Here is a 15,581-nt window from a genome sequence, read left to right on the forward strand (position 1 = left end):
CTCATCAATATAATGGTGGTTTGACGCCGAATGAATCAGAAAGATTGTTTTGGAAAAACTCTAAAGCCGTGGCCAGTTTTTGTTGACCACTACAGCCCAATACCTTTTCCGCGTTGTTCTGCATCCACAAATAGCATTTCAATACGTTTTTTGCTTACCCCTGTACAACCCAGGATAGAGTCGTCACAGCATCCACGAGCAATACTAATAGTTAAACCAGGAAAATAGCTATGGAGTATCAGCGGGCGCAGCACTTGAATATCCTGTTCTTGTAAAAATCATGCGTAGCACGTACGGATGACTCCCAGACCTTTAGTAAAATCGGGTAATGAATTTGCATACCTGCTTCAATCGTTATCATGATTTTCCTTAGCCATTAATTACCCTTGCATCATCATGATAGCGGTGGGTTATTATTTGTCACATTGTGGCGAGTCAATGTCCGCCATGAGTTAAAAATGCCCGTTTAAATGTTTGTCTAACACCACTGGATTTCAGCTACTACTTTTCCAGGTCTTCGCGGGTGGGTCCCTTAAAGTAGATTGTACTTATATGACAACTACGAGGTTGTTTCAGCACAAAGTGAATCGTCTCCCAGACAGATCGTCCATTCATCAGACGCTCCCCCATTCTGGATTGATCATCGACAAACGTATCTAACCCAGTCAGCTCGAAATCTGGTGGGTACAGCCCGGTAACACGTATATTTTCTTCGGATAGCTGCTGGGACAGTTTTGTTGTAAACCCACTAAGACCATGTTTACTGGCGAAAAAAGCGGGATGCGCAATTGAATCTGTAAAATTCGGAATGCCGCATGAAGATATTATTGAGACGATATCAGCACTGTCCGAACGTCTTAATGCAGGCAGTAATGCCTGAGTCAGTAGAATAGAACCTGTCAGGCCTGAACTGACAGTATTGATAATTTCTGTAACTGGTTGATTGTCTAATGTCCCTGACAGCCACTGAGCAGCATTGAGGATTAAAATGTCTACAGGCTTATCTGAATTTAACAGCTGTGAAGAAAACTGAGAAAGAGATTCAGGACGGGTTAAATCACAGATATACCCGTTTGCCGTGCCGCCTTCAGCACTGATGCTGCTGCAGGTATCTTGTATCTCCTCTGCACGTCGTGCGCTAAAGTGCACCTCGACTCCCTCTCGCGCCAACCATACGCATAATGCCTGACCGAATCCCTTGCCTCCACCTGTAATAACCGCTCTTTTACCTCTCAGCATACTTGTGCATCCTTTTACTAATGATTATGTGGTTCAAGCTATACATGAGGAGGCGAAGTGACATCTTTCCGTCAGTGCTATTTTTATCTCAGGAATACAAAAAACGGTACTACGAACTGTTGAATAGTTTGCCCGAGGGATTTGCAATGTACGCTTCTGGCACAAAACGAGCCTGTCAGCATAGTGAGGTCCACTATGAGTGAACAGCACACATTTACTTATAGCGACTGCATACGTTCATTCTGGTAAACATCACATCCCTGCCGTCTCCCCCGCATGCGCGCTCAGTGTGCTCCTGACGCGAGTCGTCTTTTTCCGGTACGCTTCTGTCCGTATACCCAACACTATACCTGATGATTTTTACGCCGCTGCGTGGCTGTGCACAGTGCAGTAGTGTTATGCCGTTCTGGACGTCGGAAAGTGCAGGTTTCTGCGGGCGATAAACTGTTTTTATCGCTTAACGCGTTACCTGTTTTCAGCTCGTAGCTCAGAAACCGAAAAGGAACTTATCGAAACTGCAGCAATTCCTGGCAATATCAGCAATATGAGGAATGATGCCTTGTTCACGATCGGCCCGATAAATTGCGCTGTATCTGACAAGAGGCAGCCTGGGTTTGAAATCAAGCTCCCTGAGTATCCCTTTTTCCAGCAAAGGCATTAAAGGTTTTCGGGGGAGATAGGTAATACCCATACCGGCAACCGTCAGCCCAATCTGGGCAAAGAGGTTATTACAGACAATATTGCGGTCAAATTTAATGCCGCGCATTGAAAAATAGCGTTCATATATCAAACCTGTGCCGGACGTGGGACCCTGCACAAAAAAGGAATATTTTGCTGCTTCGTCAATATCAATTTTCTCTTCAGCGGGTATAAGTGCTGTCGACGACATCCAGGAATTTTCGACACTGCTCAGAAGGCACGCGTTGAGGCGAACGTCGTCGTACATGTCAGGTGCAATAATCAGATCGAGCTTGTCATTCTGGACGGAATCATACAGAACGGGAGAAGCATCCACGGTAGGTACTATCTGTACCTTGGGATAGACTTCCCGGATTTGCTGAATCAGCTCGGGTAGCCAGGTAAGGGATGTCAGCTCAGTTACGCCCAGCCGGAGTTGTGAAATCAGAACCTTCCTGTCGCTGATCCTCTCAAGCAGGTGGTTTCTTTTCTCTACCAGCTCCTGACTGTAAAAAAGAAGCTCTCTTCCCTTCTCTGTCAGCCGCGCATTTCTGCTCGACCGGTCAAATACCTCAATATCAAAAGAGACTTCAAGTTCATGTATGCGCTTTGATATAGCAGACTGCGTCATATTGAGCTTCTCCGCGGCCGCTTCAAAACTGCCGAGATTAACTATCCATATCAGCGCATCCATTTGTTTGAATGTTATCACCTGGGTTACCTCTTAAAACTGCCGACAAAAAGTCCAGAATGTTGCGAAAGCCACAACCCGTCTCTGGTGGGGCCTCGCTATGGGAGAAAGAGACCTTTAATAGCAGGGGCGAAAAATTCCTGCTCAGATCACAGAACTGACATAGGAAATTCATATGCCTTCGCCGAAAAGCGCCTTTATTCCCATAAAAGAGGCGAGCTTACTGCTTTTACATTCACAGCTTACCGCCATATGTTTTTGATATTTATCAATTTTATAGCCACAACATTTTTCTTTCATGAAAAAAAGGACTGATTAACTATATCAAAATATCGCTAAAAACAATCTTTCATGGCCGATAGTATCAAACATAACCAGTTTGTTAATTTAATGTTAAAAATCACTGAGGCCATTTATGTCCATCCCAGGAAGCCATATCAATCCGCCCGCCAGACCACTGACACGCGCTGAACGTGAATCTTTCAGAGACGTTGTGACCCCACATCTCAGCGACAACATGTCGCGAAATATCGGTATTAGCGGTCTGCAGCGCTTCAATAAAACCGGAAAACTTATCGGTACCGCATTGACCGTAAAGGTGCGCGGCGGAGACAACCTTATGGTTTACAGGGCGATGACCATGATTGAAGAAGGCCATGTGCTGGTCATTGACGCACAAGGCGATACGAATAACGCCATCATCGGCGAGCTGATTAAACTTGAGTGTCTCCGCAGGGGATGCGCAGGATTTGTTGTCAATGGCGCCATCCGTGATGTTGCCTCTTTTGAACATACCCCTCTCTATGCAAAAAGCATCATTCACAAAGGACCTTTCAAAACTGGTCCCGGTGAAATAAACGTGCCTGTGAGCATCGGCGGTCAGGTTATCTGCCCCGGGGACATCATCATCGGAGACGAAGATGGCATCGTGAATTTTGCATACGAATTTAAGGATGAACTTCTTAGGCTGGCGGCAAAACATGCGCAGAAGGAAGAGGCTGTAAAGGAAATGATTGCTTCAGGCCAGGAAGACCAAACCTGGTACACAGACCTGCTTCGTGAAAAAGGATACCTGTGATGAAACTGAATCAGCGAGTGTCTCAACGATTAAAAAGCATCAAGCCATCACCCAGCATTGCCGCGAACGAGCTTGTTACTCAGTTGCGATCCGAAGGTTTTAATATTATCAATTTCACCATCGGAGAGCCTGATTTTGATACGCCCGAACATATTATCAAAGCGACCATTGAAGCCCTTAAAAACTCGGAAACGCATTACACTCCCGCAGCAGGAACGGTGGTTCTGCGTAAGGCAATCTGTGAAAAACTGGCGCGTGATAACGGGCTTCGCTATGAGTTAAACGAAATTGTCTGTGGTAGCGGCGGAAAGCACATCATTTTTCACGCTTTCGCTTCCACGCTGGATAAAAATGACGAAGTCATTATTCATGCTCCTTACTGGGTATCTTATCCGGACCTTGCCATTCTGAATGAAGGCACACCGGTTATCGTAGAGGGTGATGAATCCAATGACTTTAAGCTCACGGCTGAGCAACTGGAAGAGAGCATAACGGCAAACACCCGCTGGGTGGTGCTTAATTATCCGAACAATCCCACCGGTGCGGTATACCGTGCTGAAGAACTCATGGCGCTGGCCGACGTGCTGCGAAAATATCCTGACGTGCTCATTATGCTTGATGAGATATATGAGCACTTTGTATACGAAGACGCTACACACCTTTCACTGGCCGCTGTCGCGCCGGATCTGAAAGAGCGGATACTTATTATTAACGGCGCCTCAAAGGGATACGCAATGACCGGATGGCGTCTTGGATTTGGCGCGGGTCCACAGTGGCTGACCAGCGCTATCACCAAACTGATTTCCCAGACAACAACCTGCCCGAGTTCGGTAAGCCAGGCGGCTGCAGTAGCAGCGTTCGCAGGTGATCAGCAGCCCGTAAAGGAGATGCTCGCCATCTATACCGCGCGCAGAAAGCGCATTGTCGAACTGCTCAGCAATCTGCCAGGCCTTAGTTTTAACCCACCAGCAGGTGCATTTTACCTTTTCATTAATGTGTCCGGGCTGATCGGTAAAATAAAACCCAATGGAAGCCGTATAACCTCTGACGATGACGTCGTGGAGTATTTTTTACGTGACGCAGGCGTCGCAACCGTTACAGGCAAAGCATACGGGCTTTCTCCTTACTTACGCATTTCTTTCGCAAGTTCAGTTGACGTCATTGAAGAAGGATGCCGGCGACTCAAAACGGCCATTGCATTGCTTCGCTAGCAGACTCTTAATTATTAACCAACACCAGGTACGAACTAAATGAAAAAGCCAGGAATCCCCCTTGTATGGCAGATTGTTGTCGGCCTTGTGGCAGGCATTGTAATAGGTTACCTACTTAATCTATATCCCGCGCACAGTGCGTGGCTTATAGAACAGATATTTAAGCCTGCCGGCGATATTTTCATTAAATTAATGAAAATGATCGTTATTCCGGTTGTTTTTTCGTGCCTGGTGGTGGGTATCGCAGGTCATTCTGACAGTAAAGCAGTGGGAAGAATGGGGCTGAAGACCATTTTTTATTTCCTGTGCGTGACAACCACCGCCATTATCGTGGGCTTGATTGTAGGAAACGTGGTGAAGCCCGGCGCAGGGGCCGACCTGTCTTCGATGGTGCAGCATCAGGTCAGTGTCGCTACGCCCGCGTCAGCGAATCATGGGCTTGGTCAGGTGATCCTGAGCATTATCCCTGAGAATATTGTTGATGCTATGGCCAAAGGCAATCTGTTGCCCGTGATCTTCTTTGCCGTCATGTTTGGCATTGGTATTGCTTCGCTTGAAAATGAAAAAAAGGCGAACGTGGTCAATTTCTTTTCTGCCATTGCTGATGGGATGTTCAAAGTTACAGGCATGATCATGGCCTATTCCCCTATCGGGATATTTGGCATGATAGCGGTAACGGTGACCGATTTCGGCGTCGCGTCTCTTCTGCCGCTGGTGAAACTGATTGCCACAACTTATATTACCGCCATTCTGTTTGTTATTATTGTTTTTGGACTCATCGCCCGATCCGTCGGCATTAATATTTTTACCATTATCCGCATTATCAAAGATGAATTGATACTTGCTTTTTCAAGCGCCAGCTCAACATCTGTTCTGCCACAGCTGATCCAGAAAACACAAAAGTTCGGCGTCGATAAAACGGTTTCAGGGTTTGTTATTCCTACGGGGTATTCATTTAACCTTGATGGCGCCTCTCTTTTCCTTGGCATCGGCACGCTGTTTATCGCGCAAATCTATGGCATTCACCTGACCCTTGCCGATCAGATGATGCTTGTTGTGACGATGGTCATCACCTCTAAGGGCGCAGCCGGTGTTCCTGGTTTTATGTTCGTCATTCTTTCCGCCACGCTCTCTAGTGCTGGTATCCCGTTAGAAGGTATTGCTTTCATTGCCGGCGTTTACCGCTTAATGGATATGCCTAATACGGCGCTTAACGTTCTGGGAAATACGCTGGCCCCTATTGTCATAGCCAAATGGGAAAACAAGTTCAGCGATAAACGCTACGCTGAAACTGTGAAACAACTTTAGATTTCAGTCTTTCAGACAGGTTTACGGCGTATTTTGCTAAGTGAACTTTCATACATCGACGATAAAGAGGGAACGGCGTACAGCACAGACCTTAAATTAGCTCAAACTACGCCGTCGGCATTTACCGAATGGCCGGGCGATGCGGGTGCAGAACATTCCCTATAAAGGTTGTGTAACGCACCGCCGGCACGCCTGTCAGTATGGCCGTCAGTTATCAGGACAATAATTGACGGGAGCTTTGCCCTGATGGCATCCCTGAAAAGGAGGCATGTGTTTTTTGTTATCGATCCCTCAGGCATGCACTTTCTTTCCAGTTAAAACCTGACCCGCGGCGCAAAATGTAAGCGCCGCCGGCAGGTCCTGATAAGGGCAAAGACTTCACTTCTGAATCCAGTAAGGCCCTGGCCTGCCAAAGAGATATCCCTGTAGCAGAGGACATTCATATTTTCTGAGCCACTCAGCCTGTGCAGGTGTCTCCACGCCCTCTGCGGTAACTTCAACCTTTAGTTGACGACAAAGTGAAAGAACGGAGCTGACGATAGCTGCCGCTCCGGCATCCCGGTGCAGGTCGCTGATAAATGACTTATCTATTTTTATCCTGCTGAAAAGTCCTGAGCTGAGGTGGCTCAGTGAAGAAAAACCGGTGCCAAAATCATCCAGTACCATATCAATGCCCGTCTCCCTGAATTTCCGTATCACCTCATAACTGAATTCGGGGTTGTCGAACAGAGCGGACTCGGTAATTTCGAGTTCCAGCCTGTTGGGATGCAGCCCACTATGAATCAGGACGTTTTTCACTCTGTTCGCCAGTTGCGGGTCTCTGAACTGTCGGGGCGAAATGTTTACTGCCACCCGCGCCTGTCCCGACCAGCCTGCCATGTCAGTACAGGCACGCGTAAGCGCAAATGCACCGATATCATGGATAAGCCCGGTTTTTTCAGCAAGCGGTATGAAAACGTCAGGCGGAACGCTTCCCCTTACAGGATGATGCCAGCGCAGCAGGGCTTCATATGACACGACTTCTTCACTTACGCTGCACACAACGGGCTGGTAAAAAAGCTGAAGCTCACCGTTCTCCAGCGCACCACGCAGGTCGTTTTCCAGACTGAAGCGCTCTTTCGCTGAACTGGCAAGCTCATCTGTAAAGATGACCCAGCCATTACGTCCGGCTGACTTGGCCGCATACAGGGCGATATCTGCTGCCGATAACATGCTTTCAGCATCCCGCGCGTAGCCCGGAAAAAGACATACTCCGAAGCTGCAACCCGACGTGACCTTGCGGCCTTTCAGCATGAAGGGTTCCTTCAGCACTGCGGTGAGGCGTGATACCGTTTCGCTTGCTTCTGCTGCTGAGCTTATACCCGGTAAGACGGCAACGAACTCGTCGCCGCCTGTGCGGGCCAGGATATCTTCAGGGCGCAGGACGGACTGTAGCCGCGCAGAAACATCAATGAGCAGTGCATCCCCTGTGGGATGGCCCAGAACGTCATTGATGCTTTTAAAGCGGTCAATGTCAGAGACCATGACGGCAAAGGGGCTGTCGCCACTCAGAAGCGTCTCCAGTCTGGGCATCAGGCCACGGCGGTTAAGCAGCCCTGTCAGTGGATCATGCAGTGCCAGGTGATTAGCCCTTGCCGCCGCCTGATACTCTGCGGTGACATCCAGTATGGTATAGAGAAGATAGTCCTCTCCGCCGCCCGAATTCAGCCTTTCTGCAGAAATCCGCAGTGAAAATTCTGGTGCGGTATCGTCTGAAGAGACAGTTTCACTGAACCCTTCATCGGGAAGGAGATCATAGGCTTGCCTGAACACAGCACTCAGATCGGCTGGCAGCGCCTCAGGGATACCGGTCAGGGTATTACCGCTCAATACCAGCGCCTGCAGATGGGGCGAATTCATGGCTGTCGGGTTCGCGCGTATTATGCCACCCGATTTTACGTCACACAGAATGAGGGCGCAGGGCGTGTGGCAGAACACAGCGTCGAGCACCTTATTGGTGTCTGATAACTCCGTTTCCCTTTTCTGGATAACCTGTTGAGCGATGCGTAGCGCCGCCCTTTCCTGATAATCATGCGAAACGTCCCGCACGATTTTAATAAAAGCAGCGTGTTCTTCCTCAGATGGGTTGAGAAATTCTATTTCGACTGATGCACGGAATGTGCTGCCGTTTTTCCGGAGGCGCCAGCCCTCGCCTGTAAACTTGCCATGCTCACGTGCATACCCCAGATCGGCCTCAGGTATGTTCCTGGCCTGTTCATCTTCATCGTAAAAAACCGAAATATGTTGCCCTCTGATATCACGGCTTTCCCAGCCCTTAATTTCACGGCATCCAAGGTTCCAGCTCATCACCTCTCCGGTTGAAGAAAGAAGGTATATTGCGCAAAGCGACGTTCTGGCCACGGCGGCCCCCAGTTGGTCATTGGTTACGGATTTCATGCGGCTGTCCTTGATGAGTTCATCGACCTGCTCAGAGATGATCCTGCCTGTAAAATGAGTATCGGCCTCGCTCACCTGATATCGAGAAACAATTTTGTAAAACTTTAGCCTGAAGCATAAAGACTACCGTTAATTCACTTCTGTTTAGCCTTAGCCGGTACCAGGCTTCATGACACCACCTAAGGCTGTACCTGTCGGCACCTGCGCGATTGCTACAAACATACCTTCAAATTTTCGGTTTAAGCGCTTTTTATCTCTGAGTATGTAAATAATCGAATTGCGCTTTTTAAGGCAACTGTTATGCATGCCCGTCATTTTGAGTAAATAACCCACTGCCAGGAACCCTGCACCGTTAATTAACACGGACTGACGTCAGGTACATCTGTGCCTGGTACACAGCTGTATGACAAAACCATATTGATTATTCAGGATTTTTACGCTCTGCAAATGGCTTATGCGCTGAGCTGATGCCCTGGCCACAGGTTATGGCAGGACGGCCCGCCGAGTTCAGCCAGACCGCTGCCATTTTGAGATTTTTCTGCCTTAAAGGCTATCCGGCTTAAATACTCACTTCACCTTTCAGAGGCAGCCCGGTGCCTGCCGGACCGGTGATGCAGAAGACAATGAGCATAAATAACGTCACCAGACTCAGACGAATTTGTTCCGGCACAGGTTAGATATCTTACAGGGCTGACCAGCCCCCGCCGATGAGCACATCCCGATTTGAGCAATATGCGCTTCTTGCTCATAGCGGACCTTCTGCTTAGTCCGCTCGTCTGCTTCGTGCCAGGAGTGCACAAGGTAGTTGTGAATTTTGATAACGCTACGACTGGCGTTCGCGCGCGGGGTGACAGGACCGATTAGCCCCCTGCTGGAGGCTGCTCTTAATGGAGGTTTTCTTTAGCGCTGACGCAAGCTGTGGGGCGCTGAGAGTAAAGGTACTCATACAGCAGCAGCATGCCTACCGGATTACCTTCGAGATTTTCGAAATCAACATGCGTTTTCTCCAGAAGATACTTTCTCAAATCCTCTGGAGAGATATTTTTATGGGAAGCCAGTGCCCGGCACAGTTGTGTCACTATCTCGCATTTTACTGCATAGGGCACTTCAGGATTATAAATTTCCGGAACAGAGTGGGTCTGATTCATTAAAATACCCTCTATAAGCGCTTGAAATGACTAGAGAGGCCAGAGTGCACGCCGATGTGAGATAAGATATAGCAAGTATCGAACCTCGTGTAAATGATCAAACTTATTGCTGTCAGGTCCGGACTCAGGACCTGGCTAGTCATCGTTTTATACCATAGAGAAGGTGCAGTAAAAAAAGTAGCTTTTGACGCTGATTGCCCGCTTTCCGCTCACAGCGGAGGGCCACCTGGAGCTATCTGATGTCCGCTGAGTGCCAGGAGCGGACGTTTCTAACATCTTCCTGAAATAATCCGTGAAGAACCGATTTCACTGCTTAGTAGCGCAGACATGTCGAAATTATCAGCGGGCTAAGGTTCAAATGGCTTAAATGACCACTCTTGGCACAATGATAGTTAAGTGCGGGCTGATCTCCTAAAAAAGTGACAATCAGTGCCATTACACTTTTGTGAAGTTATCATTTTTTTTGTAAAATTGTTAAAATTAATGTGAGTAATATCACAAAGTCATAACATTAGTGCGCCTAACTTTTTAAATTTCTTTCCAGTATCATTCCTTAAGTGATAAAAAATATTCCCGCTCCCTGCTAATGGGTTTTTCATGGAAGATTCATCTTTAAGAAGAAACGAAAGAAAAAGAATTGCCATCATTGGTGGGGGCGTCTCATCATTAATGGTACTTGAATCCCTGAGCAAAAAAATTTGTAAAATAACTGCTAAGCCAGAAATAACCATATTCGAAAAAAATACTTTACTTGGTAGAGGCCTTGCATATCGCACTAATGTTAAAAGCCTTATCCTTAATACTACCATCGATACAATGAGCGTGTGCGAATATGACAAATTAGACTTTTATCTATGGTTGCAGCGCTCCCATAAAAAAGAATCTGAATCCAATGAGATTCCCAGAGGAATATATGGGGAATACCTCGAGGAAAAAATGTCAATTTGCCTGCAGAAACTTTCTTCGCTGGGTTGTATTGTCAGGAAAATAAATGCTGAAGTTAAGAGTGTTTTTGTCGGCAATAAATACACATTAAGCTTCCCGGGGTATTCTGAGGAATTTGATATTTGTATCGTTGCAACCGGCGCTCAGGTTTCAACACCTGACAGCATTGAGGACTCTGTTAAAGACAGATTACTGAGTATTTTCGATGAAGAAAAGTTATCTTCTATAGAAGAATTTAGCAGAATAGGTATTTTAGGGTCAGGTCAAAGCGCTATAGATGCCTGTATAATGCTGGAAAGCTATGGTCTGCGTGGAAGTTACACCCTAATATCACGTAGCGGTGTGCTGCCAAGAGTCAAATCGACTTTTATTGGCGAAAACTTAATGGGCGTTTTGAACAGACTTAACATTAAAAATTCCAGTCTTATTGCACTTTGTAATGAGATGCTTGATTCAATCAAGTGGAAAGCCAGGCAGACTGGTATAATTGAATTAACACCTGCATCTTTTCGCTCGATGGAGGTTGATTTAAAAAGGGCATCAAGGAAGCAGCCTTCCTGGCAAAAAATAATGATAGAAATAACACCATTTATCAATGAATTGTGGTCATTTCGCACTGATTGTGAGAAACGGGATTTTAATAATACATGGCAAAAAAGCATGTATTATTTACGGAGCGCCATCATGCCAGAAAGTGCGAGTCGCTTTTTAAAAATATACAAATCTGGCAGAGTTGGGATGATATGGGGAAACTATAAAATCACATTTAAAGACAATATTTTTCAGGTTTCAGCTAACAATTCATTACTTAATTTCGATTATGTTATTAATACAACCGGAGTGAAAGCTTATGCTCACTTGAAATTATTTGATGAAGCCATCAAGTCAGGCGCTGTAGCGATTAATGAGCAGCGTGGTTTTAGAATCGAGTTCGAGTCCATGAGTATATTAAACAGTTCCGGGAACAAGAATAACGGTCTTTATTCACTTGGTTATCCTACTCAAGGCTCGGTTTTAATATCAAATTCCGTTGAATTGTTACGTCAGAAAGCAGTGAAAATAGCTAATAAAATCACAGAAAACCTTGAGCAAGGACAGTTATGAAAATCATTTTTATTGGCACTAAAAACTTTACTTTTTTTTCTAAAGAACTGCTCAGCCAGTATGATAAAACCATTATTACCAGTATGGACTACCATATTCCTGAATTCATAAGCAGTGATTCGAAGATTATTCGTGTCAATGAAGTATACGATGCAAGTTCTATGACATTTAAGCTTAATGTCAATGAATGCATTGAGTCACTTGAATCTATTATTACACACGAAGAAAACGTAAAAGTTTTTTGCAATCAGGAAGCAAACCTTGAAGTGGCAGAAAAAATACGCCAGCACTTCGGGGTTTATGATCACATGGGATCACGAGTTGAAATTTTCAGAGACAAACTTCTCATGAAAGAGACACTCAATCGTTCTAATCTTCGCGTTCCGCGATATACTGCGTTAAATCAGAATTTATCAGTTGATGATTATGAAAACCTTTTAGAAAGGCTTTCGGAGAAGTTTATAATTAAACCGAGCTGTTCTGTTGGTAGCCGTGGGGTCTATAAAATTTTCAATAAGCATGATTTCATCAGTTTTATTAATGATAACTCTGGTGACTTAGCTCATTTTGAAGCCGAAGAGTTTATCCATGGCGACCTTTATGAATTTGATACCGTAGTTCAGGATGGTGAGTTGATTTACAGTAATGTCAGCCGCTATAGCTGTCCCATGGCTGATTTACAGGAAGGAACAACACTTGGGTCCATCATGGTGGACCGGGATGAGGAGATACATAAACGCATAAGCCATTTTGGTAAACAATGTCTTAGTTCACTTGAAGCTTTGAATGGTTGTTTCCATATGGAGTTGTTTCGTAGTAGTAGTGACGAATTGGTTTTTCTTGAGGTGGCAGCGCGTTCGCCGGGCTTAATGACTGTTCCTGCTTATCATCGCTGGGAAGGCGTCAATATGTACGATCTGGAGTTAATGGTACAAAGCGGTAGAAAGGTATCAACTGCAGATGTATCTTCAATATCTGGTTTTCAGTCGCGGCCATCTTTTTTCATTGTATACCCAAAAATCGCTGGCAAGGTAATTTCCATCAACACACCTGTGACAGATGCTGAAGTGGATATCGACTGGCAAGTCTCTCAGGGGCAGCTTGTTGAAGGCACCACGACCAATATTGATTACGCCGCTCGATTCTTTGTGACCTGTAAAAATGCAGGCCATGCACAAGAGGTTTTTGAATGGCTTACAAAGGAGTTTAAAGCCGTCACTTATGCTTAAAAAAACTGAACATAAGGAAATTAAATTAAAAGTCCCTTTATTCCGCCCATTGGTTCATCCCGAATTTCGCCACCTGTGTGTGGCGAATTTTCTGGCAAACATAGGAAGCTGGATGCAGATTTTTGCTACCGGATGGCTCGTTGCAATTCAGACTAAAGATCCATCTGTATCTGCAATGGCACAGACCCTTACACAGATCCCAATATTTCTTTTTTCAGTACTGGGCGGGGTTATGGCTGACAGATATCAAAGTTTTCGTTATTTAGGAAGTGTCAACGTAAGTATGATGATCTCTTCAATCATACTTGCAAGTTTCTGCCTGCTCTCTGTACCCGCCATTAGTATAATTTTCATATTCACTTTTCTGACTGCGTCAGGTACTGCACTTAAAGCATCTGCATGGCAGGCAACCATGTCTTCCCTTGTTGCACCTGAAGAGATCGAAGCGGCAGCAACGCTTAACGGGTTAAGCTACAACCTTGCATCAATCATTGGTCCGTCATTAGGGGCTATGCTTTTTGCCATTACAGGTGCAGCAGCGCTTTATTTTACCAATGCTATCTGCCTTGCCTCACTCGCTGTAATTTATTTCTGGATGCAGAAAGGAGCATCAAAATCTCAAAGAAATATAAAGAAAAGCTTTTTATCTTTGTTAACTGAAGGTTTAAGAATTAGTACTGGTAGCATAAAATTCAGGGGCATATTGATTGTCACTGCTCTGATTTTTTTCTCTGTATCAACTTTTCAGGCAATGCTACCGGCTTATGTAAGCCTCATAGTAAAAGGTAATAGTCATACTCTTGGACTACTGATGGGCGGATTTGGTGCAGGTGCAGTGATCGCCGCCTTTTCCTTGTCGACATTGAGAACGATATTATTCCGGCATCAACTTCTTGCGCTGGCCTGTGGCGTGTATGGTATGTTTTTGTTTATTTTTTCAACTGGAGCACCTGTGATTGTTCTTGTGCCAGTTGCCATAGTTGGAGGTTTTGCATGGGCATCCATTGTATCGACTATGAACTCCTCTGCTCAGTCGGTTTTTGATTCATCACTCAGGGCCCGTGCATTGTCGGTTTACAGCATGTGCTTTTATGGATCTCTTACACTTGGGAGCCTGACTTGGGGGAAAGTGTCAGCACTCTATGGCATTCAGACAGCATTTTGCATTTCTTCTAGCCTGATGGCTTGTACAGCTTTGTATGTATTTTTCGCTTCAAATACTCGCGACTAAACACGCCAGAATTTCATGAAATATGTATCATTAGGGATGGTTTTAATTTGAAACTTTTGAATAGTCAGATTGAGCGAGTGATGGAAAAACTCCGAATCCCCAGATCGCCAGAACCTACGCTGGAGGGGCTTGGAGAGCTCTATCGGGCATGGTGTCGTTATGTTCCTTTCGACAATATACGTAAGCGAATAGACAGCACCAGCAATACAATCAAACCCTTGCCTGGAGCAAACCCTCATGACTTCTTTTCTCACTGGTTGGCAAATGGAACCGGTGGAACGTGCTGGGCTGGCCATGGTGCTCTATATGCTTTATTAAAGCATTTCAATTTTCCGGTTCAATACGGAATATCAACGATGCTTTCAGCGCATCCGGTATCATTCAACTCGCCAGGGCATGGTACGCTTTTAGTGCCTTTAGACAATGAAACCTATGTTATTGACGCTACGATGCTGCATGGTGCTCCTCTTCCTTTGAGAGAGTGGCAATCAAATCATTCGGTCTGGGGAACCCGGGTACATTTTTCTGAGGGACACTGGTGTATTAACTGGAAACCTCTGGGTCGCCCCTGGCTTGACTGTAGGCTGCTTGAGTCAGATGCAGTGGAAGCAGAGTATACGCGCCGACATGAACTCAGCAGGGATAATAGTCGTTTTGACGGTTCTCTCCTTATAAGGTTGGCCGGAAATAATGCTATTACAGGTATTGTTAAAGGCGAACTGATAATCAGGGATTCTGATGGAAAGGAGATCCATTCGACACTTTCTCATGATGAGCAATGTAAGATGTTAATCGAGCATTTTGGTATCAATGAAGAGACTGTTTTCTCCATTCCTCAGAATGAGCATGCCCGAATCGGCATATAGGGCTGTATTTTCTTACAGCGCATAGCGGGCCTTCAACTTAGTCAGCCTGTCCGCTTTGTGCTATGAGTTCAATGGGTCGATGCAACGCTATCCTTAAACAAGGAGGGACGTTGCCATGAAACGAAGAACGCGGATTACCTAAACTCCAGAGCAAAATGCAATTATCTGGGACAGATATAAGCAAGGTGATTCTTTACATGATATCGCCGGTATGTTCTACAGATATCATTCTTCCATTATGCCTGACCTGCTCCCTGTATATGAATGCACGGCTTCAGCCAATTCTTCATCTACTGTCGGCTAACTGCGAGCGTCCGCTCCTCGCTGTGAGTTCAACCGATGGATGCAACACACTGGCTAAACCGCTCTGCGGGTGATTCATAGTCTAGCGTTTTTCTCGGCCTTTCGTTGAGCTGT

At 45.7% G+C, this 15,581-nt stretch carries 11 protein-coding genes; 7 read left to right on the forward strand and 4 right to left on the reverse strand.

The features are described 5' to 3' along the window. Window positions 1–501: 501 nt before the first annotated feature. The gene (locus tag FBY13_RS23075) at window positions 502–1,239 is read right to left on the reverse strand and encodes an SDR family oxidoreductase (RefSeq protein WP_145395245.1); all 738 of its coding nucleotides are present in this window, start codon (window positions 1,237–1,239) and stop codon (window positions 502–504) included. Window positions 1,240–1,726: 487 nt separating this feature from the next. Next, the gene (locus tag FBY13_RS23080) at window positions 1,727–2,629 is read right to left on the reverse strand and encodes a LysR family transcriptional regulator (RefSeq protein WP_145395246.1); all 903 of its coding nucleotides are present in this window, start codon (window positions 2,627–2,629) and stop codon (window positions 1,727–1,729) included. Window positions 2,630–3,023: 394 nt separating this feature from the next. On the opposite strand from FBY13_RS23080, the gene FBY13_RS23085 reads away from it, so the two are divergent. Genes FBY13_RS23085 through FBY13_RS23095 form a run of 3 tightly spaced genes read left to right on the forward strand, consistent with a single transcriptional unit; the run spans window position 3,024 to window position 6,205 of the window. Beyond that, on the forward strand, window positions 3,024–3,686 hold the full coding sequence (locus FBY13_RS23085; protein WP_063879211.1) for an RraA family protein: 663 nt from the start codon (window positions 3,024–3,026) through the stop codon (window positions 3,684–3,686). After that, window positions 3,686–4,897, forward strand: coding sequence for an aminotransferase class I/II-fold pyridoxal phosphate-dependent enzyme (locus FBY13_RS23090; RefSeq protein ID WP_145395247.1), 1,212 nt, complete (start codon window positions 3,686–3,688; stop codon window positions 4,895–4,897). The genes FBY13_RS23085 and FBY13_RS23090 overlap by 1 nt, the downstream gene beginning before the upstream one ends. Before the next feature lie 39 nt (window positions 4,898–4,936). Continuing rightward, window positions 4,937–6,205 carry a cation:dicarboxylate symporter family transporter gene (locus FBY13_RS23095; RefSeq protein ID WP_109716144.1) on the forward strand — a complete coding sequence of 423 codons (1,269 nt, stop codon included), beginning with the start codon at window positions 4,937–4,939 and terminating at the stop codon, window positions 6,203–6,205. A gap of 378 nt (window positions 6,206–6,583) precedes the next feature. Here the strand turns inward: FBY13_RS23095 and FBY13_RS23100 are convergent, their stop codons facing one another. Together FBY13_RS23100 and FBY13_RS23530 are read right to left on the reverse strand one after the other, a co-directional pair. Then, window positions 6,584–8,641 carry an EAL domain-containing protein gene (locus FBY13_RS23100; protein WP_063879208.1) on the reverse strand — a complete coding sequence of 686 codons (2,058 nt, stop codon included), beginning with the start codon at window positions 8,639–8,641 and terminating at the stop codon, window positions 6,584–6,586. Window positions 8,642–9,525: 884 nt separating this feature from the next. Then, window positions 9,526–9,789, reverse strand: a complete 264-nt coding sequence (locus tag FBY13_RS23530) for a hypothetical protein (protein WP_186440851.1) — start codon at window positions 9,787–9,789, stop codon at window positions 9,526–9,528. Window positions 9,790–10,386: 597 nt separating this feature from the next. Here FBY13_RS23530 and FBY13_RS23110 point away from each other — a divergent pair. From FBY13_RS23110 to FBY13_RS23125, 4 genes are all read left to right on the forward strand, one after another. Next, window positions 10,387–11,838 (forward strand): FAD/NAD(P)-binding protein, encoded by a 1,452-nt coding sequence (locus tag FBY13_RS23110; protein WP_145395249.1) that lies wholly within the window; start codon window positions 10,387–10,389, stop codon window positions 11,836–11,838. Further along, window positions 11,835–13,067 (forward strand): acetyl-CoA carboxylase biotin carboxylase subunit family protein, encoded by a 1,233-nt coding sequence (locus FBY13_RS23115; protein WP_145395250.1) that lies wholly within the window; start codon window positions 11,835–11,837, stop codon window positions 13,065–13,067. The genes FBY13_RS23110 and FBY13_RS23115 overlap by 4 nt, the downstream gene beginning before the upstream one ends. Further along, window positions 13,060–14,298, forward strand: coding sequence for an MFS transporter (locus FBY13_RS23120; RefSeq protein WP_186440852.1), 1,239 nt, complete (start codon window positions 13,060–13,062; stop codon window positions 14,296–14,298). The genes FBY13_RS23115 and FBY13_RS23120 overlap by 8 nt, the downstream gene beginning before the upstream one ends. Before the next feature lie 80 nt (window positions 14,299–14,378). Next, the gene (locus FBY13_RS23125) at window positions 14,379–15,164 is read left to right on the forward strand and encodes an arylamine N-acetyltransferase (RefSeq protein WP_255474532.1); all 786 of its coding nucleotides are present in this window, start codon (window positions 14,379–14,381) and stop codon (window positions 15,162–15,164) included. The last annotated feature ends 417 nt before the right edge of the window (window positions 15,165–15,581 follow it).

It is taken from the genome of Pantoea sp. SJZ147, from assembly GCF_007828605.1.
In the GTDB taxonomy this organism is placed as follows: domain Bacteria; phylum Pseudomonadota; class Gammaproteobacteria; order Enterobacterales; family Enterobacteriaceae; genus Pantoea; species Pantoea allii.

Coding starts and splice junctions, on each gene's coding strand:
- FBY13_RS23090 (WP_145395247.1), top strand. CDS start 3,686: ATGAAACTGAATCAGCGAGTGTCTCAACGATTAAAAAGCATCAAGCCA.
- FBY13_RS23120 (WP_186440852.1), top strand. CDS start 13,060: ATGCTTAAAAAAACTGAACATAAGGAAATTAAATTAAAAGTCCCTTTA.
- FBY13_RS23085 (WP_063879211.1), top strand. CDS start 3,024: ATGTCCATCCCAGGAAGCCATATCAATCCGCCCGCCAGACCACTGACA.
- FBY13_RS23125 (WP_255474532.1), top strand. CDS start 14,379: ATGGAAAAACTCCGAATCCCCAGATCGCCAGAACCTACGCTGGAGGGG.
- FBY13_RS23095 (WP_109716144.1), top strand. CDS start 4,937: ATGAAAAAGCCAGGAATCCCCCTTGTATGGCAGATTGTTGTCGGCCTT.
- FBY13_RS23100 (WP_063879208.1), bottom strand. CDS start 8,641: ATGAAATCCGTAACCAATGACCAACTGGGGGCCGCCGTGGCCAGAACG.
- FBY13_RS23110 (WP_145395249.1), top strand. CDS start 10,387: ATGGAAGATTCATCTTTAAGAAGAAACGAAAGAAAAAGAATTGCCATC.
- FBY13_RS23530 (WP_186440851.1), bottom strand. CDS start 9,789: ATGAATCAGACCCACTCTGTTCCGGAAATTTATAATCCTGAAGTGCCC.
- FBY13_RS23075 (WP_145395245.1), bottom strand. CDS start 1,239: ATGCTGAGAGGTAAAAGAGCGGTTATTACAGGTGGAGGCAAGGGATTC.
- FBY13_RS23115 (WP_145395250.1), top strand. CDS start 11,835: ATGAAAATCATTTTTATTGGCACTAAAAACTTTACTTTTTTTTCTAAA.